The organism is Streptomyces sp. rh34 (assembly GCF_002551245.1).
Classification (GTDB): domain Bacteria; phylum Actinomycetota; class Actinomycetes; order Streptomycetales; family Streptomycetaceae; genus Streptomyces.
The window spans coordinates 15,179-34,613 of the sequence record NZ_NTGZ01000024.1 but is presented as its reverse complement, the minus strand read 5'-3'; the positions used below and the strand labels follow the sequence as shown (position 1 = coordinate 34,613).

Annotated in this window: 14 protein-coding genes; 5 read left to right on the top strand and 9 right to left on the bottom strand. The window is 70.8% G+C overall.

Going from position 1 to position 19,435, the window contains the following annotated elements:
- Positions 1–25: 25 nt before the first annotated feature.
- From acnA to CR470_RS07995, 3 genes are all read right to left on the bottom strand, one after another.
- Positions 26–2,755, bottom strand: a complete 2,730-nt coding sequence (gene acnA / locus CR470_RS08005; RefSeq protein ID WP_097866865.1) for an aconitate hydratase AcnA — start codon at positions 2,753–2,755, stop codon at positions 26–28.
- 286 nt (positions 2,756–3,041) lie between these two features.
- Positions 3,042–3,944, bottom strand: a complete 903-nt coding sequence (locus CR470_RS08000; protein WP_097866864.1) for an aminoglycoside phosphotransferase family protein — start codon at positions 3,942–3,944, stop codon at positions 3,042–3,044.
- 83 nt (positions 3,945–4,027) lie between these two features.
- The gene (locus tag CR470_RS07995) at positions 4,028–4,462 is read right to left on the bottom strand and encodes a VOC family protein (RefSeq protein WP_097866863.1); all 435 of its coding nucleotides are present in this window, start codon (positions 4,460–4,462) and stop codon (positions 4,028–4,030) included.
- 262 nt (positions 4,463–4,724) lie between these two features.
- On the opposite strand from CR470_RS07995, the gene CR470_RS07990 reads away from it, so the two are divergent.
- Both CR470_RS07990 and CR470_RS07985 read left to right on the top strand, forming a co-directional pair.
- Positions 4,725–5,177: a RidA family protein gene (locus CR470_RS07990; RefSeq protein WP_097866862.1), complete on the top strand. Its 453-nt coding sequence runs from the start codon at positions 4,725–4,727 to the stop codon at positions 5,175–5,177.
- Between the two features lie 168 nt (positions 5,178–5,345).
- Positions 5,346–6,875, top strand: a complete 1,530-nt coding sequence (locus CR470_RS07985) for a helix-turn-helix domain-containing protein (RefSeq protein WP_097866861.1) — start codon at positions 5,346–5,348, stop codon at positions 6,873–6,875.
- A 92-nt stretch (positions 6,876–6,967) separates the two neighbouring features.
- On the opposite strand, the gene CR470_RS07980 is transcribed toward CR470_RS07985, so the two are convergent.
- On the bottom strand, positions 6,968–8,365 hold the full coding sequence (locus CR470_RS07980; RefSeq protein WP_097866860.1) for a YncE family protein: 1,398 nt from the start codon (positions 8,363–8,365) through the stop codon (positions 6,968–6,970).
- Positions 8,366–8,729: 364 nt separating this feature from the next.
- Here CR470_RS07980 and CR470_RS07975 point away from each other — a divergent pair, with 364 nt between their 5' ends.
- The 3 genes from CR470_RS07975 (at position 8,730) to CR470_RS07965 (ending at position 11,746) form a co-directional block, all read left to right on the top strand.
- The gene (locus CR470_RS07975; protein WP_097866859.1) at positions 8,730–9,650 is read left to right on the top strand and encodes a hypothetical protein; all 921 of its coding nucleotides are present in this window, start codon (positions 8,730–8,732) and stop codon (positions 9,648–9,650) included.
- A 168-nt stretch (positions 9,651–9,818) separates the two neighbouring features.
- On the top strand, positions 9,819–10,487 hold the full coding sequence (lepB, locus tag CR470_RS07970) for a signal peptidase I (RefSeq protein ID WP_097866858.1): 669 nt from the start codon (positions 9,819–9,821) through the stop codon (positions 10,485–10,487).
- Positions 10,488–10,753: 266 nt separating this feature from the next.
- Positions 10,754–11,746, top strand: coding sequence for an NAD(P)/FAD-dependent oxidoreductase (locus tag CR470_RS07965; protein WP_097866857.1), 993 nt, complete (start codon positions 10,754–10,756; stop codon positions 11,744–11,746).
- 52 nt (positions 11,747–11,798) lie between these two features.
- Here the strand turns inward: CR470_RS07965 and CR470_RS07960 are convergent, their stop codons facing one another.
- The 5 genes from CR470_RS07960 to CR470_RS07940 form a co-directional block, all read right to left on the bottom strand.
- Complete coding sequence (locus CR470_RS07960) at positions 11,799–12,401, bottom strand: helix-turn-helix domain-containing protein (RefSeq protein WP_097866856.1); 603 nt, start codon at positions 12,399–12,401, stop codon at positions 11,799–11,801.
- A gap of 124 nt (positions 12,402–12,525) precedes the next feature.
- A complete protein-coding gene (locus CR470_RS07955) occupies positions 12,526–13,668 on the bottom strand; it encodes an acyl-CoA dehydrogenase family protein (RefSeq protein WP_097866855.1) in 1,143 nt (380 codons plus the stop codon).
- A gap of 4 nt (positions 13,669–13,672) precedes the next feature.
- Positions 13,673–14,422: a thioesterase II family protein gene (locus tag CR470_RS07950; RefSeq protein WP_257138501.1), complete on the bottom strand. Its 750-nt coding sequence runs from the start codon at positions 14,420–14,422 to the stop codon at positions 13,673–13,675.
- Positions 14,423–14,424: 2 nt separating this feature from the next.
- Entirely contained in the window at positions 14,425–16,050 is a 1,626-nt protein-coding gene (locus tag CR470_RS07945; RefSeq protein WP_097866854.1) for a GMC family oxidoreductase, read from the bottom strand.
- Complete coding sequence (locus CR470_RS07940; RefSeq protein ID WP_097866853.1) at positions 16,047–19,328, bottom strand: non-ribosomal peptide synthetase; 3,282 nt, start codon at positions 19,326–19,328, stop codon at positions 16,047–16,049. The genes CR470_RS07945 and CR470_RS07940 overlap by 4 nt, the downstream gene beginning before the upstream one ends.
- Between the last annotated feature and the right edge of the window lie 107 nt (positions 19,329–19,435).

Genomic DNA, 19,435 nt, shown 5'->3' with positions numbered 1-19,435 from the left:
GCCCTTCTGTTCCGCTGTCCGCCGCCTACTTGCGGATCAGGCTGCGGAGCACGTACTGCAGGATGCCGCCGTTGCGGTAGTAGTCCGCCTCGCCGGGGGTGTCGATACGGACGACGCCGTCGAACTCCACACCGGTGTCGGTGGTGACCTTGACCGTGCGCGGGATCGTGCCGTTGTTCAGCTCGGTGACGCCGGTGAAGGAGAAGGCCTCCTCGCCGGTGAGGCCGAGGGTCTCGGCGGTCTGGCCCTCGGGGAACTGGAGCGGGAGGACGCCCATGCCGATGAGGTTCGAGCGGTGGATGCGCTCGTAGGACTCGGCGATGACGGCCTTGACGCCGAGGAGCGCGGTGCCCTTGGCGGCCCAGTCGCGGGACGAACCGGAGCCGTACTCCTTGCCCGCGAGGATCGCGAGGGGGGTACCGGCGGCCTGGTAGTTCTGCGAGGCGTCGTAGATGAACGACACGGGAGCCGCGTCAGCAGTCGCAGCCTGGGTGAAGTCGCGGGTGTAGCCGCCCTCGGTGCCCGGCGCGATCTGGTTGCGCAGGCGGATGTTGGCGAACGTGCCGCGGATCATGACCTCGTGGTTACCACGGCGCGAGCCGTAGGAGTTGAAGTCACGGCGCTCGATGCCGTGCTCGCTGAGGTACTTGCCGGCCGGGGTGTCGGCCTTGATGGCGCCGGCCGGGGAGATGTGGTCGGTGGTGACCGAGTCGCCGAGCTTGGCGAGCACCCGGGCGCCGGTGATGTCCTCGACCGGGGTCGTCTCCATCGTCATGCCCTCGAAGTACGGGGGCTTGCGCACGTAGGTGGACTCGGCGTCCCACTCGAAGGTGTCACCGGTCGGGATCGGCAGCGCCTGCCACTGGGCGTCGCCCGCGAAGACGTCCTGGTAGGACTTGTTGAACATGTCCTCGCCGATGGCGTTCGCCACGACGTCGTTGACCTCGGCCTCGGAGGGCCAGATGTCGGTCAGGTAGACCGGCTTGCCCTCCTGGTCGACGCCGAGGGCGTCCTTGGTGATGTCGACCTTCATCGAACCGGCGATGGCGTACGCGACGACCAGCGGCGGGGACGCCAGGTAGTTCATCTTGACGTCGGGGTTGATCCGGCCCTCGAAGTTACGGTTGCCGGAGAGCACCGAGGTGACGGCGAGGTCGTTGTCGTTGACCGCCTTGGAGACCTCCTCCGGCAGCGGGCCGGAGTTGCCGATGCAGGTGGTGCAGCCGTAGCCGACGAGGTTGAAGCCGACCTTGTCGAGGTACGGGGTCAGGCCCGCCTTGTCGAAGTAGTCGGTGACGACCTTCGAGCCCGGGGCGAGGGTGGTCTTGACCCACGGCTTGCGGGTCAGGCCCTTCTCGACGGCCTTCTTCGCCACGAGCGCGGCGGCGACCATGACGTAGGGGTTCGAGGTGTTGGTGCAGGAGGTGATCGCGGCGACGGTGACGGCGCCGTGGTCGATCTCGTACGTCGAGCCGTCGGGGGCCGTGACGGTGACCGGCTTGGACGGGGCGCCGTTCGGCGTGTTGGCCGGGGCGTCGGAGGCCGGGAAGGACTCCTTGCTCGCCTCCATGTCGTCCGAGACGTAGTTGCGCACGTCCTGGACGAACTGCTGAGAGGCGTTGGCCAGGACGATACGGTCCTGCGGGCGCTTCGGGCCGGCGATGGAGGGGACGACCGTGGAGAGGTCGAGCTCCAGCTTCTCGGAGAAGTCCGGCTCGGCGGCCGGGTCCAGCCAGAGGCCCTGCTCCTTGGCGTAGGCCTCGACGAGCGCGACCTGCTGCTCGTCGCGGCCGGTCAGGCGCAGGTACTTCAGCGTCTCGTCGTCGATCGGGAAGATCGCGGCGGTGGAGCCGAACTCCGGCGACATGTTGCCGATGGTGGCGCGGTTGGCGAGCGAGGTGGCGGCGACGCCCTCACCGTAGAACTCGACGAACTTGCCCACGACGCCGTGCTTGCGGAGCATCTCGGTGATGGTCAGCACGAGGTCGGTGGCGGTGGTGCCGGCCGGGAGCTCGCCGGTCAGCTTGAAGCCGACGACGCGCGGGATGAGCATGGAGACCGGCTGGCCGAGCATCGCGGCCTCGGCCTCGATGCCGCCGACGCCCCAGCCCAGCACGCCGAGGCCGTTGACCATGGTGGTGTGCGAGTCGGTGCCGACGAGGGTGTCGGGGTAGGCCTGGCCACCCCGGACCATGACGGTGCGGGCCAGGTGCTCGATGTTCACCTGGTGGACGATGCCGGTGCCCGGGGGGACGACCTTGAACTCGTCGAAGGCGGTCTGGCCCCAGCGCAGGAACTGGTAGCGCTCCTTGTTGCGGCCGTACTCCAGCTCGACGTTCTGGCCGAAGGCTTCCTTGGTGCCGAACTTGTCGGCGATGACGGAGTGGTCGATGACCAGCTCGGCCGGGGCCAGCGGGTTGATCTTCGCCGGGTCGCCGCCGAGCTCCTTGACGGCCTCGCGCATGGTGGCGAGGTCCACGACGCACGGCACGCCGGTGAAGTCCTGCATGATCACGCGGGCCGGCGTGAACTGGATCTCCTGGCTGGGCTGCGCCTGGGAGTCCCAGCCCCCGATGGCCCGGATGTGGTCGGCGGTGATGTTCGCGCCGTCCTCGGTGCGGAGCAGGTTCTCCAGCAGGACCTTCAGGCTGTACGGGAGGCGCGCGGAGCCCTCTACCTTGTCCAGCTTGAAGATCTCGTACGACTCGTCGCCCACGCGCAGCGTGCTGCGGGCGTCGAAGCTGTTCGCCGACACGACAGTCTCCTTCTTCAATGTGCGCGTATCTCCGCGCCGCGCCTCATTGGCAGTCGGCGCCGCGTTTTGCCGCCTACTGCCCCGCCCATCCGCTAAGGTAAGGATTAGTTAGGTAACCCTTACCGGGCAGCGGCCGCGGTGCGCCTCGGCAGATATCTCGATGTCGAGATAACTCTAGTACATAGCCGCCGCCCGGTCATGCCCAGGTGTCCCACCACACCCCTGGCGCGCCGGTCCGCCCCGATCACCAGCGGCCTTCACCGACGCCGCACGCAGGACAGGGCGCTCAGACCACACCCGTACGCAGAACGCGGTCGAGGGCCGTCCGGCCCGCGGGCCCCCAGGCCGGCTTGCCGCCGGGAAGCCCCCGGTCCCCGTTCTGGCCCATGAGCATGAGGAAGAGGCTTTTCAGAGCGGCCAGCCCGCGGGCGCGCCGGATCGTCGCCCCGTCCGCGCGCCCGTACGCGTCGAAGAACCGCGAGGCGGCGCCCCCGGGGAGGACGACCCATGCGGCCGCGAGGTCCCACGCCGGATCGCCGGCGAACAGGTCGCCGAAGTCGATCACGCCCGAGAGCGTCCCGTCCGACACGACGACGTTCGCGGGGTGGAGATCACCGTGGACCCACACCGGCGGCCCCTCCCACCCCGGGGCCGCGACGGCATCGTCCCAGACAGCCCGGACCTCGGCGGCGACGTCCTCCGGGACGACGGCGTGGAAGAAGTGGTCGAAGCCCTCCGTGTGCAGGCCGGGATGGCCGCCGCGGTCCGAACCGGCCGGCGCGTCGACGGGCGCCTCCACGTGGAGTGCCCGGAGGAAGTCCGCCAGAGCGCCGGCCGCGTGGTCGCCGCGACTGATCGAGGTGCGGTCCAGCGGCTCGCCGGGGACCCACGTCATGATCGTCCAGGGCTTCGGGAAGCGCACGGACGGTTCACCGGCCCGCACGGGGTTCGGGACGGGCAGGGGCAGGCGAGGAGCCAGGACCGGCAGCCACCGGCGCTCCTTGCGCTGCAGTTCCGGGGCGCGTTCCGTACGCGGCATGCGGACGGCCAACTCGCCCCCGAGGCGCCACTGCTGGTTGTCCCATCCGCCCGTGACCTCACGGACGGCCAGCCCCGCGAGGTCCGGATGCTGCTCCTGGAGCAGGCCGCGGACCAGGTCTGCCGTGATCTCGATCTCGATGCCGGTCATGCGAGGCCACGGTAGTGCGGTGGACCGGGTGAACCCGGCCGGACGGCCCCCGGGCCCTGCCCGCGCGGACAGGGCCCGGTGCGTCAGTCGAGGCAGAACTCGTTGCCCTCGATGTCCTGCATGACGAGGCAGGACTCGTTCTCCTCATCGGCGAGCAGCAGCTGCACGCGCACCGCGCCGAGCGGGATCAGCCGCGCGCATTCGGCCTCCAGCGCGGCGAGGCGCTCCTCCCCCACGAGCCCGGTGCCGACGCGCACGTCGAGATGCACCCGGTTCTTGACGACCTTGCCTTCGGGAACGCGCTGGAAGTACATCCGCGGACCCACACCCGTGGGGTCCTGGCAGACGAATCCCGCGTCCCGCTTCTCGGGCGGCAGCGAGAGGTCGTAATCGCCCCACGTGGCGAACCCCTCCGGCGGGGGCGGAACGACGTACCCCAGCACCTCGCACCAGAAATACGCGACGCGCGAGGGCGACGCGCAGTCGAAGGTGATCTGTACCTGCCTGATCGGAGCCATCGGGCCACCCTAGTGGCGCGCCGTTCGCCGATCCTCCGATTTTCTCGTCAGGGACGCCCCTGCACGACGGACGGGACGGTCGCCGGCGGCCGGAAAAGGGGAAGCGAGACGCGAAGCGCGCTGAAAGGATGGCGTGCTCCGGGGGCGGGCCGACAGAGGGCGGGACACCCGGCCCGGCCCGGCCCGCTCGCCCCTCGCCGCACACAACCCGGCACGACCGCACCACACCCAGCACGCGCCCAGCACCAGGAGACGCACCACCATGACGCGCACCAGCGCCGTTTCGCTGATCCGTTCCCGCTCCCTCTCCGACGTGGCCGAGTACGCCTATGCGGCCACGGCTCCCGCCGAGTCCCGGCTGATCTTCCTCGCCGGCTCCTGTCCGCTCGACGAGCACGGCAACACCGTGGCCGTGGGGGATTGCGCGGGCCAGGCGGCGAAGGCCGTGGAGAACCTGCGGACGGCGCTCGCCGACGCGGGCGCTTCGGTCGAGGACGTCATCAGCACGCGGGTCCTCGTGGCATCCGCCCGGCAGGAGGATCTCGTGGCCGCCTGGGAAGTGGTCCGGGACTCCTTCGGCGACCACGACGTGCCCAGCACCCTGATGGGCGTCACCGTGCTCGGCTACACGGACCAGCTCGTCGAGATCGAAGCCGTGGCCGCCGTCCTTGACGCCCCGACACCGGATGGCCCGGCAGGCCCCCCGTCGGTGTAGTGGCGGGGGGGCGCGGCCCCACGACCCGTACGGACGCGCGGACCGCGCCCTTCGCTCCCGCGCGGGCGACGATGGAAAAGGCGGCATACGCGGAGCCGGTGCACACCTGTCACTCGAACGGCACACCCCCACATCATCCTCATCTCATATCTGAGATAACCTGCCGACATGTCAGACGACTACCTCGCACGCATCGGCAAACTCATCCGTGACGCCCGTCAGCACCGGGGCTGGACACAGACGCAGTTGGCCGAGGCGCTCGCCACGAGCCAGAGCGCCGTCAACCGCATCGAGCGCGGCAACCAGAACATCAGTCTTGAGATGATCGCCCGCATCGGCGAAGCCCTCGACAGCGAGATCGTGTCGCTCGGTTACGCCGGGCCCATGCATCTGCGGGTCGTCGGCGGCCGTCGGCTCTCCGGCGCCATCGACGTCAAGACCAGCAAGAACGCCTGCGTCGCGCTGCTGTGCGCCTCGCTCCTCAACAAGGGGCGCACGGTCCTGCGCCGGGTGGCCAGGATCGAGGAGGTGTTCCGGCTCCTGGAGGTGCTGAACTCCATCGGGGTGCGCACCCGCTGGGTCAACGACGGCGTGGACCTGGAGATCGTGCCGCCCGCGCAGCTGGACCTGGAGGCGATCGACGCCGACGCCGCGCGCCGCACCCGCTCGATCATCATGTTCCTGGGTCCGCTGCTGCACCGGACGGAGCAGTTCACCCTGCCGTACGCGGGCGGCTGCGACCTCGGCACCCGCACCATCGAGCCGCACATGATCGCGCTGCGCCGGTTCGGGCTGGAGATCGCCGCCACGGAGGGCCTGTACCACGCACAGGTGGACCGCTCCGTCTCCCCGGGCCGGCCCATCGTACTGACCGAACGCGGCGACACGGTGACCGAGAACGCCCTGCTGGCCGCCGCCCGCCACGACGGTACGACCGTCATCCGCAACGCCTCGTCCAACTACATGGTCCAGGACCTGTGCTTCTTCCTGGAGGCGCTGGGCGTACGGGTCGACGGGGTCGGCACGACGACGCTCACGGTGCACGGGGTCCCGCAGATCGACGTGGACGTGGACTACTCCCCCTCGGAGGACCCGGTCGAGGCGATGAGCCTGCTGGCCGCCGCCGTGGTGACCGAGTCCGAACTCACCATCCGCCGGGTGCCGATCGAGTTCCTGGAGATCGAGCTCGCGGTCCTGGAGGAGATGGGCGTCGACTGCGACCGCACCCCGGAGTACGCCGCCGACAACGCGCGCACCCGCCTGGTGGACCTGACCGTGCGGCCCTCCAAGCTGGAGGCGCCGATCGACAAGATCCACCCGATGCCGTTCCCCGGCCTCAACATCGACAACGTCCCGTTCTTCGCGGCCATCGCCGCCGCCGCACACGGCCAGACCCTGATCCACGACTGGGTCTACGACAACCGCGCGATCTACCTCACCGACCTCAACCGCCTCGGTGGCCGCCTCCAACTCCTCGACCCCCACCGGGTCCTGGTCGAGGGCCCGACCCGCTGGCGCGCCGCCGAGATGATGTGCCCGCCCGCACTGCGGCCCGCCGTGGTGGTGCTGCTGGCGATGATGGCGGCGGAAGGCACCTCCGTACTCCGCAACGTCTATGTGATCAACCGCGGTTACGAGGAACTGGCCGAGCGCCTCAACTCGGTGGGCGCGCAGATCGAGATCTTCCGGGACATTTGACAGGAGGACGCCGCCGCACCCCGTCTGACCTGCGGCTCAGCGGGTCAGGGAGGGGTGCGGCGGCGTCTCTGGGACTTTGAGCCCGCCAGCGGTCAGTCCGAGACGATGTCCACCGTGACCGAGCCGTACGAGTAGGCGTGCCGGGCGTCACCGTAATAGTGCGCGGTGTACTGCACGGAGCCCTTCGCGCGGGGCAGGTCGACGAAGCTGAAGGTGCCGTCGGCGGCCACGGGGGCAGTGCCGATGTGGGTGCCCTCGCCGAGCGCGGGGTCGTCGAGCCGTATGACGTCGACGGTGCTGTCCGCCGCGAGAGGAACCGGCGAGACCACACGGCCCGTCAGCGTCAGGTCGTGGTTGCGCGGTGAGGTGGCGGGTGCCGTGAGGGTGAGGCTGGTGGCGACCTGCGGCATGTCCAGGACCCGCAGCCCCACGGACGTGGGGTGGCTCGCGCCGATCTCGGTGACCGCGAAAAGACGCCCGCCGTCGGGCGCCCAGGCCAGGCCCGCCGAGCGGAGCGTGTCCTCGGGCGCGTACAACTCGTCCGAGGTCGCCGGGAGGTCCCAGTTCTTGAACGCCGCCTCCTCACCCGGCGTGAAGAGCGAGACGTCCGGCTGTCCGCCGCCGGCGTGGGTACCGGTGGCTATCGTGCCGTCCGGGGCGACGGCCACCGCGACGGGGTTGCCGTCGACCGCGTACTGGCCCTGGTGGGACAGGTCCGTGGTGCTGAAGACCTGGTGCATGTCGGGCTCGGCGCAGGAGACGACCACCTGCCGCGCGTCCGGCGTCAGGGAGAGGTCCTGCAGGCTGGAGCATCCCTGAGGGCCGGGGCCGACCTTCTGCTCACGCCGCTCGGCCTGCCCGGAGCCCACGTCGTACAACGCGACGGCCACCGAGTTGCCGTCGGCCTCGGCGGCCACCAGGAGGTCCGGGTCCGCCGGGGAGGCGACCAGGTGCGGGAAGCCCCCGAAATCGTCCATGACGTGGTCCAGAGTGACCTTCGGCTCGGTGTCCGAGAGGTCCACGGAGCCGAGCGCGCCCGTCCAGGTGTCCTTGGCATAGCCGAACCAGAGCTGCCCGCCGGCCGTCGCCAGCGAGGTGGGGCCGGCGTACACGCCCGCACCGGTGCCGGTGTCGAACCGCGCGGTCTCCCGCAGGGTGGCGGTGTCCACGGCGGCGATCGCCCCGGCATCCCGCAACGCCACGTAGAGCGTCCCGGAGTCCGCGGAGAGGGCGAGCCCCCAGGCGCCGGCCGCACCGTCGATACGCTGTACGACCTGGCCCTGGTAGTCGGTCACCAGGACGCTGCCGCCGACCGGGTCGCTGAGGAAGACGTGCTGATGGACGCCGTCGACCACGATGTCCTTGTACGAGCTGATCGGCAGTGCGCCGCTGTTGGTGTCCGCGCTCGCGGCGGGTGCTCCGACACCCAGGAGCGACAGCCCCAGGGCCGCGGTGAGCGCAGCCCGGCCCACTCGTCGTCGAGTCTTCATCTCTGTGGTCCCCTCCTCTTCGCCCTACGCGGACCGTTTCCGCGCAGGGCGTGACGGACAAGGCGGTCGGATCTCCCCGACCACCCGTCGTGACCAACAAACTAGGCGGCACCACTGACACATCGTCGGCCGTGCCGGTGACGACGCGCCCTGGTGCCGTGCCGGAGCAGGGTGAGCAGCCGTGCGTCGTCGGCTCGCCCGGTAGCAGGTGAGGGATGGCCCGGGCCGGCTCCGGATCCGTAGGCCCTGTGACGTTTCGCAGCAGGTAGGCGCTGGACCTTTCAGGCCGCCCATGTGACGGGTGTGCGCCGCCGTGATCACAGTCCGGTCGTGGGGACCGGGACCATTCGTATGAGGGAGCATCATGACAGGAAGCAGCATCCTGGGCCGTAACGTGGCCCGTACGGCGGCCGTCCTGACAGCGGCATTCGCACTGGCGGTGACGACGGCCCCGTTCACGGGCACGGCGCACGCCCATGAAGCGGTGACGGGATCACTCAGCTTCAGCGGTGAGCCGGGTGAGTACATATCCGGCGGGCAGTCCCACGTCCATACCCCCGAGACGACGGAGATGTTCGACATCTCCGGGCCGACCTCGGAGTCCGCTGTGGGCGCTACGGTCGTCACGCCCGAGGGTGAGCGCTGGGCCCTGTCCATGTCAGCCCCTTACGGCCAGAAGCTCGTGGCCGGCACCACCTACTCCAACGCCCGCAGTTGGCCCGAGGCCGGGCCCGAGGACCCCCAACTGCAGTTCAGCGTGACCGACAGGTACTGCGAGAGCGGCACCGGTTCCTTCACCATCTCGCACATCGTCTACGGGCCCCACGGCTACATCCGTGAGATCGACGCCGCCTTCGAGCGGACCTGCAGCGGATCCACGCTGCCCGTGCGCGGCGAGCTCCACGCCCGTATGCCCGAGCCGCCCGCGGAACTCGCCGTCGGCGTGCAGCTCAACACCACGGGTCCGGTGGCCACCCGCACCGGTGAGATCACCGTCGGCGGCACCACCACGTGCAACAAGCCGGCCCGCATCAGCATCGACGTCAGCGCCTACCAGACGCAGAAGCACGGGACGGCGACCGGCTCGCACGAGAACCTGATCGTTGTCTGCGAGCCCGGCACCCCGGCCCCGTGGACCACGTCCTTCACCAGCAACATCGACCCCACCGTCTCCTTCCAGCCCGGCACCGCCGTGCTCCGGGGGCTGGCCCGTGCGGACGACCGCGACTATCCGGTGAGCGTCACCGACTTCCAGAGCGACGACATCACGCTCGTCAGGTCCTGACCCTGTGGCGGGCCCGGCCCGGCCGGGCCCGTCCTGTTCGTGTAAGCATCAAGCGCGCCAAGGGCTTCAACGTCCTGTGCGGCCTTGAGGGTGAGGTGCGTTTCCGTCCCGGAACCGCCTGGCCTCCACTGGTCCGCCCGGCCCGGGGCGTTTCAAGGGAAGGTGTTCATGCAGCAGCAAGGAGCGGGCCGCGGCCTGAGAGTCGCGGCCCGGGTACTGGTGCCACTCGGACTACTCCTGGCGGTAGGAGGCATCGGGTACTTCTTCACGCACTACCAGGGGGCCACCGTCATGAGCGAGGCGATGGAGCCCACCTACCACCAGGGGGACCGGCTGGTCATCGAGCGCATCGACGCGGACGAGGTGCGCAGGGGTGATGTCGTGCTCGTCGATGTGCCCCATCGCTATGAGGGCGGTCCGGTCCTGCAGCGGGTCATCGGGATGACCGGTGATCACGTGGTGTGCGACGGACATCGGATCACGGTGAACGGCAAACCGGTCGACGAGCCGTATCTGATGCGCGGCGAGGTGAACCCGGCGACCGGGCCGTACGACGTGCGGGTGCCGGACGGGCGGCTCTTCCTGCTGGGCGATCACCGGGGGAACTCCAACGACTCGCGGTTCTTCCTCGACGAGCAGTCGGGCAGTGTCGCGGACTCCGGGGTGCTCGGGCGCGTGCACAAGGGTCTCGCCGCGCCGGCGGCTTCGGGGACGCTCGGAGTCCTGGGGCTCCTGCTGACCCTGGTCGGAATCGGCTTGGGGATCGGGGGCTACGTGGCCGAACGGAGCGCCCGGCGGCCGAGCACGGCTGTGCCGCCGTGGCCCGCGGCCCAGTGAGGCGGCGGCGACTCCGCGTCTGCCGGCCTTCTCCTCCGGGGGCGCGGGCGGCGTTATCCAGGCGCGCGAGCCGGCGTTCTCTCCGCGCGAGCGGAGGTGAGCCGGGATGCGAGATGACGACCGTTCCGGTGAGTACGGCCGGGAAAGGCTGAGCGTCGAGGCGACGCGGGGCTGCTCGGCCCGGGGCCGCGGCCGTGTTCCGGAAACGGCAACAAAGATTGCGCGGTGGGGGTCCGCACCGCACCCTTGCGGCGGAGGTGATCGCCATGACCGGCGCCAACAACACCACGAACACCCGGACTTCGTATGACGTCATTGTGATAGGTGGCGGGGCGGGCGGACTGAACGCAGCGCTCGTTCTCGCCCGGGCCCGTCGAACCGTCGCCGTCGTCGACGCCGGGGAGCCCCGCAACGCTCCCTCGGCCCATATGCACAGCTTCCTCTCGCGCGACGGTGTCCCCCCGCTCACCGTGCTGGAGGTCGGCCGTGCGGAGATAGCGCGCTACGGCGCGGTCCACGTCGACGGCCGGGTCGATCAGGTGGAGGCCGCGGAGACCGGGGGGTACGTGGTGCGGCTCGCCGGAGGCGCGACGCTGGACGCCCGTCACGTCGTGCTCGCCACGGGGCTGCACGACGAGCTGCCCGACCTTCCCGGCGTGCGCGCCATGTGGGGGCAGGACGTGCACTTCTGCCCGTACTGCCACGGCTACGAGGTCCGTGACCAGCCGATCGTCGTGCTCGGTGTCCACCCCGCGTCCCCCGGGCAGGCTCTGCTGCTGCGCCAGTGGTCGAGCCACATCACGTACGTCCCGCACGGTCGGCCGCTCACCGACGAGGAGCGGGAGCGGATGGACGCGCGGGGGGTCGAGGTGGCCGAGGGGACGGTGTCCACCCTGCTCGCCAAGGACGGCCGGCTCAACGCGGTGGAACTCACCGACGGGCGGACGCTGGAGTGCGCCGGCGTGTTCCTCTTCCCGAAGATGACTCCGAACGACGGGGCCTTCGACGGGCTCGGCTGCGAGAAGAACGAGCAGGGCTGGCTGGTCACGGACCGGGCGGGCCGCACGAGCCGCCCCGGCCTGTGGGCCGTCGGCAACGTGGTGGACTCGCGCGCCCAGGCCGTCACGGCGGCCGGTATGGGTGCCGCCGCGGCCTTCGCCCTCAACCACGACCTGGTGGACGAGGAGATCGAGCGCGCTCTCGCCGAGCACCGGGCTTCCGCCGACCGGTCGACGGAAGCGCCCGTGCCCGCGTCCTGAGTGGCCCGACCGGAGACTCACACCTCCGTGTTCGCCCCACGCCCGCCCCGGCTCAGGTGCCGGAGGCGGGCGTCCGGCGTGTCGGCCGGGCTCTTATGTGCATCCTCTCGCCCTGCTGCCCGAAGAGGCTCAGGACCTCGACCGGGCCGTCCCCGGTGCTGCCGAACCAGTGCGGCAGCCGCGTCTCGAACTCGGCCACCTCGCCGGGGTCGAGCACGATGTCGTGGTCGGCCAGGACCAGACGCAGCCGCCCGGAGAGCACGTACAGCCACTCGTACCCCTCGTGGGTGCACAGCTCCGGGGTGGCGCGGCTCGCCGGCAGGACCATCTTGTAGCTCTGCAGCGGACCGGGCTGACGGGTCAGCGGCAGGACGGTGTTGCCGTTCACCGCGTGCGGCTTGAGCCGCACGCGCGGATCGCCCACCTCCGGGGCGCCGACCAGTTCGTCGAGCGGGACCTGGTGGGCCTGGGCGATGGGCAGCAGCAGTTCGAGACTGGGGCGGCGCTGCCCCGATTCGAGGCGGGACAGCGTGCTCTTCGAGATGCCGGTGGCCTGCGACAGGGCGGCGAGGGTGACACCGCGCGCTGTGCGCACCCGCTTGAGCCGGGGTCCGACAGCGGACAGGGCCTGGGTGATGGTCGAGGACTGCTCCACGCCGTCATTAGACCGACTGAATCCGGGAATCGCAACCGACGGTGCCGGTTCGGCAACACCCCGTCCCCGGCTCGGGGCCGGGGACGGGGCGCGGGTGCTTCCGGGGCTGTGCCCACGGACTGTTTCAGAGGCCCAGGGACCGCCCGATCAGCTCCTTCATCACTTCCGTCGTCCCACCGTAGATCGTCTGCACCCGGCTGTTGGCCCACTCCCGGGAGATCGCGCTTTCCTTCAGATACCCGTAGCCGCCGTGGATCTGGAGGCAACGGTTCGCGATGTCCACCTGGAGCTCCGTCGTCCACCACTTCACCTTCGCGGCGTGCGTCACCGAGAGCCGTCCGGCGTTGAGTTCGGCGACACAGTGATCGAGGAACACCTGGGCGACCGTCAGCTCGGTGTCCATCGTGGCCAGTTGGAAGCGGGTGTGCTGGAAGCTGCCGATGGTCTGGCCGAACGCCTCGCGGGTCTTGGCGTACTCCAGCGTGTCCGCGAGCATCCGCTCGATGGCGCCCACCGCCACGGTGGCGATGCTCAGTCGCTCCCGGGGCAGCCCGGCCATCATGTAGGCGAGACCGGCGTTCTCCTTGCCGATCAGGTTCTCGGCCGGCACCCGGCAGTCGTCGAAGAACAGCTCGCAGGTGTCGCTGGCGTGCCAGCCCAGCTTCTCCATGCGCCGCCCGCGGGTGAACCCGGGCGTGCCGCGTTCCACCACCATCAGACTGATGCCCTGCGCGCCTCGGTCGGGGGCGGTCTTGACGGCGACCACGACGACGTCGGCGTTCTCACCGTTGGTGATGAACGTCTTCTGCCCGTTGAGGACGTAGGAGTCACCGTCGCGGCGCGCGGTGGTGCGGATGTCGGCGACGTTGGAGCCGGCGTCGGGCTCGCTCATCGCGATCGCCGCGATCAGCTCACCCGAACAGAGCCCCGGCAGCCATCGTTTGCGCTGCTCCTCGGTGGTCCGCCCGGCGAGATAGGTGGCGATGACGTCGTTGTGCGCCACGAAGCCCGGCGCGGTCGCGCGGGCCCACATGATCTCCTGCGAGAACACCGCGGGGTAGCGGTAGTCGGGCTCGCCGCCCCCGCCGTACGCGGGGTCCACGCCGATGCCGAGGAGCCCCGTCCGCCCGGCCTTGCGCCACACCTCACGGTCGACGATGCCCTCCCGCTCCCACCGGGCGTGGTGCGGCACGACCTCGCGATGGAGGAACTCCCGGCACGTCGTCCGGAACTGCTCGTGCTCCGCCTCGTACCTGCTGCGTGCCACGCGGTCACCCCTTCCCGGGGTCGGTGTCGTCGACGATGGTGGTCAGGGTTTCCTTGGGGCGCTGTACCGCCGCGAAGTGACCGCCGTCGATGGCGACCCGGCGGACGGGGGCCGAGGTGCAGGGGGACCACTGCCAGACCTTCTCCGGCGGGGCGTGCACGTCCTGACGGGCGGCGATCAGGGTGAGCGGGAAGTCCACCCGCAGCCCGGAGGCCTCCTCGGCGAACTCGGCCCGTACGGCGTCGTCCTCCCGGAGCATCCGCAGCAGGATGCGGCTCATCGTCGGATCGGCGAGCACGGCGGACGGCGTTCCCCCGTCGGCGGCGGTCCTGGCCAGCAGTTCCTCGTCGGGTACGGAGTCGAGCAGCGTTCCCGGTCGCTGGAGCCGGGGCGGAATCGCCGCGGACAGCACGGCCCGCTCCGGCGCCGCACCGACCTGGCGGACCACCTCCGCGGCCACCGCCAGGGCCATCGTCGCGCCGAAGCTGTGACCGAAGGTGGCCCAGCGTACGCCGGGGGTCCGTTCCCGTTCGGCCAGCAGATCGGCCACGACCGGCTCGGCCATGGACCGTACGAGGGCGTGGAATCCCGCGGCCTTCCGCTCCCGGCGGCGGGTGCCCCGGCCCGGTGCGTCCACGCCCCGGACCAGGAGGTGCGGCTCGCTCTGGGCCTGCCACGCCCGGTAAACCAGCGAAGTCGCCCCGGCGTGCGGAAAGCAGTAGAGCCGCAGTGGGGGGCTGGGTACTGACTGCACCTTCACTCCTTCGTGCTCCGGGCCAGCTTCTCGGCCAGCATCAGGGTGGTCAGGTTGGTGGGCGCGCTGGGGATGACCGGGAAGAGCGAGGCGTCGGCGATCCGCAGGTTCCGGATGCCGTGCACACGGCCTTCCTGGTCCGCGACCGCCCACGGGTCGCTCTCCGGGCCCATCCGGCACGAACCGGCGGCGTGCCAGCCGGGGTTCATGATGTGACGGACTCCGCTGCGCAGTACGCCGTCGTTGGCGACCATCCGGTCGCTCCAGAACTGGGTCCGGGTCAGGCTGCCGGAGAGACCGGGCGAGCGCAGGAAACTCCAGGCCCGGCGGACGCCGTGGCACAGCCGATCCACGTCCTCGGTATCGGTGCCCAGGCCCAGCTCGATGACGGGCGCGGCCTGCGGGTCGGCGCTGTCGAGGTAGACCCGGCCCCGGGAGCGCGGGCGCATCAGCATCACCGAGATGCCGACGACGAGCGGCCAGCCGAGACGGTCGACGAAGCCGGGGATGGTGTGGCTCTCCACGTTGTTGAGAAGGCCCACCTGGACGTCGACGTCGTCGTCGAAACCGCTGCTCATGCGGGCCGCCACCTGCCGCCAGGGCAGGCCGGGCGTGCAGACCCCGTCGGCCGGCTTGGACCAGATGACCACCGACGGGTGGTCCACCAGGTCACGGCCGACCCCGGGCAGGTCCACGACGGGGGTGATGCCGAGGGACCGGAGCAGTCCGGCGCCGCCGACGCCGGAGCGCTGAAGGATCACGGGCGTGCCCACCGCACCGGCGGTCAGCAGAACGTTCCGGGCCCGGATCGTGGTGAGCGTGCCGTCGATCTCGGCTTCCACGCCGACGGCCCGGTCCTTCTCGAACAGCAGCCGGGTGACCCGGACACCTGTGCGCAGGTGGAGGTTGGGCAGGTCACGGACGCCGGCCAGGAAGGCGGTGGAGGCGTCGATGCGTTCGCCGTCCACGGCGTTGCCGGGGATCGGGCCGACTCCGGCATCCAGACCGGCGTTGAGGTCCGGGAGGTCGGCGACGCCCTGGCGGTTGCACTCCTCCCAGAAGGCCGCGTCCAGCCGGTGCACCTGTTCGCGCGGGGTGCGGCGGATCGGCAGCGGTCCGCTGTCCCCGTGCAGGCGGCCGGGGAAGTCGGCGTCGTTCTCGATGTCCTTGTAGAACGGCAGCACCTGCTCCCACGACCAGTCCGGGTTGCCGCCCGCCTCCCAGGCGGCGAAGTCGCGCGGCAGCCCCCGCAGGGCGATGGCGCCGTTGACGGCGGAACCGCCGCCGACGACCTTGCCGAGCTGATAGGGGAAACGCTCCCACAGGGCCCGGGCCGCCGCGCGGCCACCGGCGCGGCCCTGGATCACCTCCTCCCAACTGCTGTCGCTGGTACGCAGATTGGCGCGGTAGTCCCAGTTGTGGCCGGCCAGTACGAGACGGCCGGCGTCGGCCAGGGGGTGGGAACGGTGCCGGGGGCGCGGCTGGTCCTCGCCGGCCTCCAGGAGCAGGACGTCCCCGGCGTCCCGGGCGGCGAGCCGGGCGGCGGTCACAGCTCCGGCGGAGCCCGCACCGACGATCACGTACTCCCACTCGCGGACCGGCGCGACGGGCTCAGGGGTGGCGGTCACGCTGCGGACTCCTCGACGGATGCGATCAGTTCGGCGAACGAGGCGATCGACGCGTTCATGAACAGGCCCTCGACCATCTCCTGCTCCATGTCGGCCTCGGTGCCGAACTCCGTGCGCAGCAGCGCCAGCAGGCCGACGGCGTGCAGCGAGTCGCCGCCGATGTCGAAGAAGCCCTCCTCGACGCCGAAGTCACTGTGCTCCAACTGCTGGGACCAGAGGGCGAACAGCCTCTCCTCGACCCGGCTGCGTGGCGCCACGCGCGCGGAGACGCCGGCGGAGTCCTCGTTCCACGGCGTGGGAAGCGCCTTGTGGTCGATCTTGCCGTTCGCCGTCACGGGAAGGGTGTCCAGGGTCAGGAAGCGGCTGGGCACCATGTAGCCGGGCAGCCGGGCGGTCAGCGCCTCGCGCAGCACGGCCGGGTCCGGTTCCGTCCCGGGCTCGGGCACCACGTACGCGACGATCTGCCGTTGTCCGGTCCGGGCGTGGGCGGGCGCGGTGACGAGTGCGGTGCGCACCTCCGGCCGGCGCACCAGGGCGGCCTCGATCTCGCCCAACTCGACGCGATAGCCGTTGATCTTCACCTGGAAGTCCTCGCGGCCGAGGATCTCGATGTCGCCGCCCGGCAGATAGCGGCCGAGGTCGCCGGTGCGGTAGACGCGCTCTCCCGTGACCGGGTGGACGGGGAAGCGTTCGGCGGTGCGCTCGGGGTCGCCCAGATAGCCCTGTGCCACGCCTACGCCACCGATGTGGATCTCGCCGGTGACGCCGACGGGAGACGGCTCCAGCCACTGGTCGAACACGTGCATGGTCTGGTTGGCCAGCGGCTTCCCGTAGGGGATGCTCGACCACTCGGGCCGAACGGTCTCGATCGGATGGTGGATCGACCAGATCGATCCCTCCGTTGCTCCGCCGAGGCTGATCACCCGCATCGCGGGGATCTTCTCCCGGATGCGGTTCGGCAGGTCCACCGGGATCCAGTCACCGCTCAGCAGGGCCAGTCGCAGCCGGCAGCCGCGCGGTACGGCCCCCTCGCCGAGCGAGTCGATCCACATCCGCATCGGAGCGGGCACGCTGTTCCAGATGGTCACGCCGTACCGGCCGATGAGCTGCGACCAGTGGGCGAGGTCGTTGCCGCGCGCGGGGTCGGGCACGACGACGGTGCCGCCGGCGCCCAGGACGCCGAAGACGTCGTACACCGACAGGTCGAAGCCGGCCGGCGCGAGCGCCATCACCCGGTCCTCCTCGCCCACGGCGAAGCGCCGGTTGATGTCCTGCACGGTGTTGGCGGCGCTCCGGTGGGTGATCATCACGCCCTTGGGTTCGCCGGTGGAGCCCGAGGTGAAGATGACGTACGCCAGGTCGTCGTGGTCCTGCCGCCGCTCCGGCCTCTCGGCGGAACACGCCAGGGTCTCCTCGTCGTCGGCGGTCACCACCGCCACATCCGCCGGCCAGGCCAGCTCGTCCCGTAACCCCGGCTCGGTCACCACGGCCCGCACCGAACACCGGGCCAGCAGCTTCAGCCGCCGTTCCTCGGGCAGTTCCGGGTCGATCGCCACGTAGGCGGCACCGGTGTGCAGCACGCCGAGCAGCGCGGAGAACTGGGCGGCGCCCGGCCGCATCGACACCGCGACGATCTCGTTCGGCCCGGCGCCGGGGCCCTGGAGAAGCCTGTGCGCGATCCGGTGGGCGTCCTCGGTGAGCCGGCGGTAGGTGGTCTCCGCGCCGGGCGTGATCACGGCGATCGCGTCGGGGCGGCGCGCGGACGCCTCGGCGACCAGCTCGTGCAGCAGGGCCGGCGGGATGTCCTCGGCGGTGGCGTTGGCCCGTTCCCGCTCCGCTGCGTCCGCGGCGGGCAGCGGCACGATCCCGCGGGTGGCGTCCCACACGGTGGGGTCGTCCGTCAGCCGGTCGAGCAGCGTCACGTACGCCTCGAACATGGCCTCCAGGGTGCCGTCGGGAAACAGCCCCTCGACCGCGTTCCAGTTCACCGAGAGCCGGTCGCCCAGCTCCAGGATCTGGTTCTCCAGCCACACCTGGGGGGTCCGGCTGTGGTCGTGGACCAGCTCCCCGAACGACTCCAGGCTCCGGGCGCGTGGCTCGCCGTCGTCGTCGGCGCCGAGCGTGCTGGAGAAGACGACGGGCATCGACGCCCGGCCGTCGTCCCTGCGGCGGGCGAGGTCGCGCAGCACCTGGATGCCACCGTGCGCGGAGTGCGCGAGGTCCTCCAGGGCCCGCTCCTGCAGGTTTCGTGCCCGCTGCTCGAAGGTCTCCTCGGGCCGTCCGCCGACGGCGAGCAGGCTCGGGGCGAGGAAGTCGCCCATGATCCGGCCGACCTGCGGGTGGCGGCCGAGCCGGTGGAACTGGGTAACGGTCAGGGTGAACTCCTGCCGTCGCGACCAGGTCCGCACCACCTCCGCGTAGGCGGCCAGCAGCACGGCCGACGGCGTCAGTCCGTGCCGGCCGGCCGTCGCCCGCAGCGCTTCCCAGCGCCCCGGTGCGAGCACCGTGCGGTGTCGGACGAAGCGCGGGGTGCCGAGCTGTTCGGGGGCCGTGGCCAGCGGCAGCTCGGGCGCCGGGGGCAGGTCGTCCAGGCGGTCCGCCCAGTACGCGGCGGCCTCCTTGCCCGGGGTGTCGCCCCGCAGTTCCTCCTGGGCGAGCACGTAGTCGCGGAATGCCAGCTCCAGCGGTTCCGGCCGCCAGGCCGGGGCGTCGTAGAACCGGCGCCACTCGTCGAGCATCCGGTAGAGGCCTCGCATGTCGAGGAAGAGCAGATCCACGGCCAGGTGGAGCCGTACCCGGTCGCCGTCGAGCAGCGTGGTCCGGACATCGAACAGCGGCGCCCGGTCCACCGGCAGCACCTGGTCGGTCAACGCGTCGCGTGTCGACCGGACCTGGGCTTCCTGCTCGTCCGGGGTCCGGCCGCGCACGTCCGTGCCGCGAATGAGGTACGGCGCCACCTCGTCGGCGGGCAGGACACGTTGGGTCTGGTCCGGCCCCACCACGGTGCGCAGCGCGTCGTGTCGGGCGACGACCTTGTCCAGAGCCTCGGCCAACCGGTCCACGTCGAGATTCGGACAGTCGAACTCCAGGTAGAACTGGCTGGATATGCCGCCCAGTTCCAGGCCCTTGTGGCGGCCGATCAGATAGGCCTGCTGAATGTCGGTGAGCGGGAACGGCTCGTGACGACGCTCCGGCCGCGGCTCGATATCGGGCAGCCGGACCGCCTTCCGACCGGGGTGGCCGGCACCGCCGCGCAGCTTCGCGAAAAGATCCTCCATCGATTTCCGCCTTTCATCGGACGCCCTGGCGGGCTATCGAATTCGTACGGAAATCGAGGCTAAGCAATGGTGGTAAAGAGCCTCAATACGGTCGGACCGTAGGGACG

Coding starts and splice junctions, on each gene's coding strand:
- CR470_RS08000 (WP_097866864.1), bottom strand. CDS start 3,944: ATGACCGGCATCGAGATCGAGATCACGGCAGACCTGGTCCGCGGCCTG.
- CR470_RS07995 (WP_097866863.1), bottom strand. CDS start 4,462: ATGGCTCCGATCAGGCAGGTACAGATCACCTTCGACTGCGCGTCGCCC.
- CR470_RS07990 (WP_097866862.1), top strand. CDS start 4,725: ATGACGCGCACCAGCGCCGTTTCGCTGATCCGTTCCCGCTCCCTCTCC.
- CR470_RS07985 (WP_097866861.1), top strand. CDS start 5,346: ATGTCAGACGACTACCTCGCACGCATCGGCAAACTCATCCGTGACGCC.
- CR470_RS07980 (WP_097866860.1), bottom strand. CDS start 8,365: ATGAAGACTCGACGACGAGTGGGCCGGGCTGCGCTCACCGCGGCCCTG.
- CR470_RS07975 (WP_097866859.1), top strand. CDS start 8,730: ATGACAGGAAGCAGCATCCTGGGCCGTAACGTGGCCCGTACGGCGGCC.
- lepB (WP_097866858.1), top strand. CDS start 9,819: ATGCAGCAGCAAGGAGCGGGCCGCGGCCTGAGAGTCGCGGCCCGGGTA.
- CR470_RS07965 (WP_097866857.1), top strand. CDS start 10,754: ATGACCGGCGCCAACAACACCACGAACACCCGGACTTCGTATGACGTC.
- CR470_RS07940 (WP_097866853.1), bottom strand. CDS start 19,328: ATGGAGGATCTTTTCGCGAAGCTGCGCGGCGGTGCCGGCCACCCCGGT.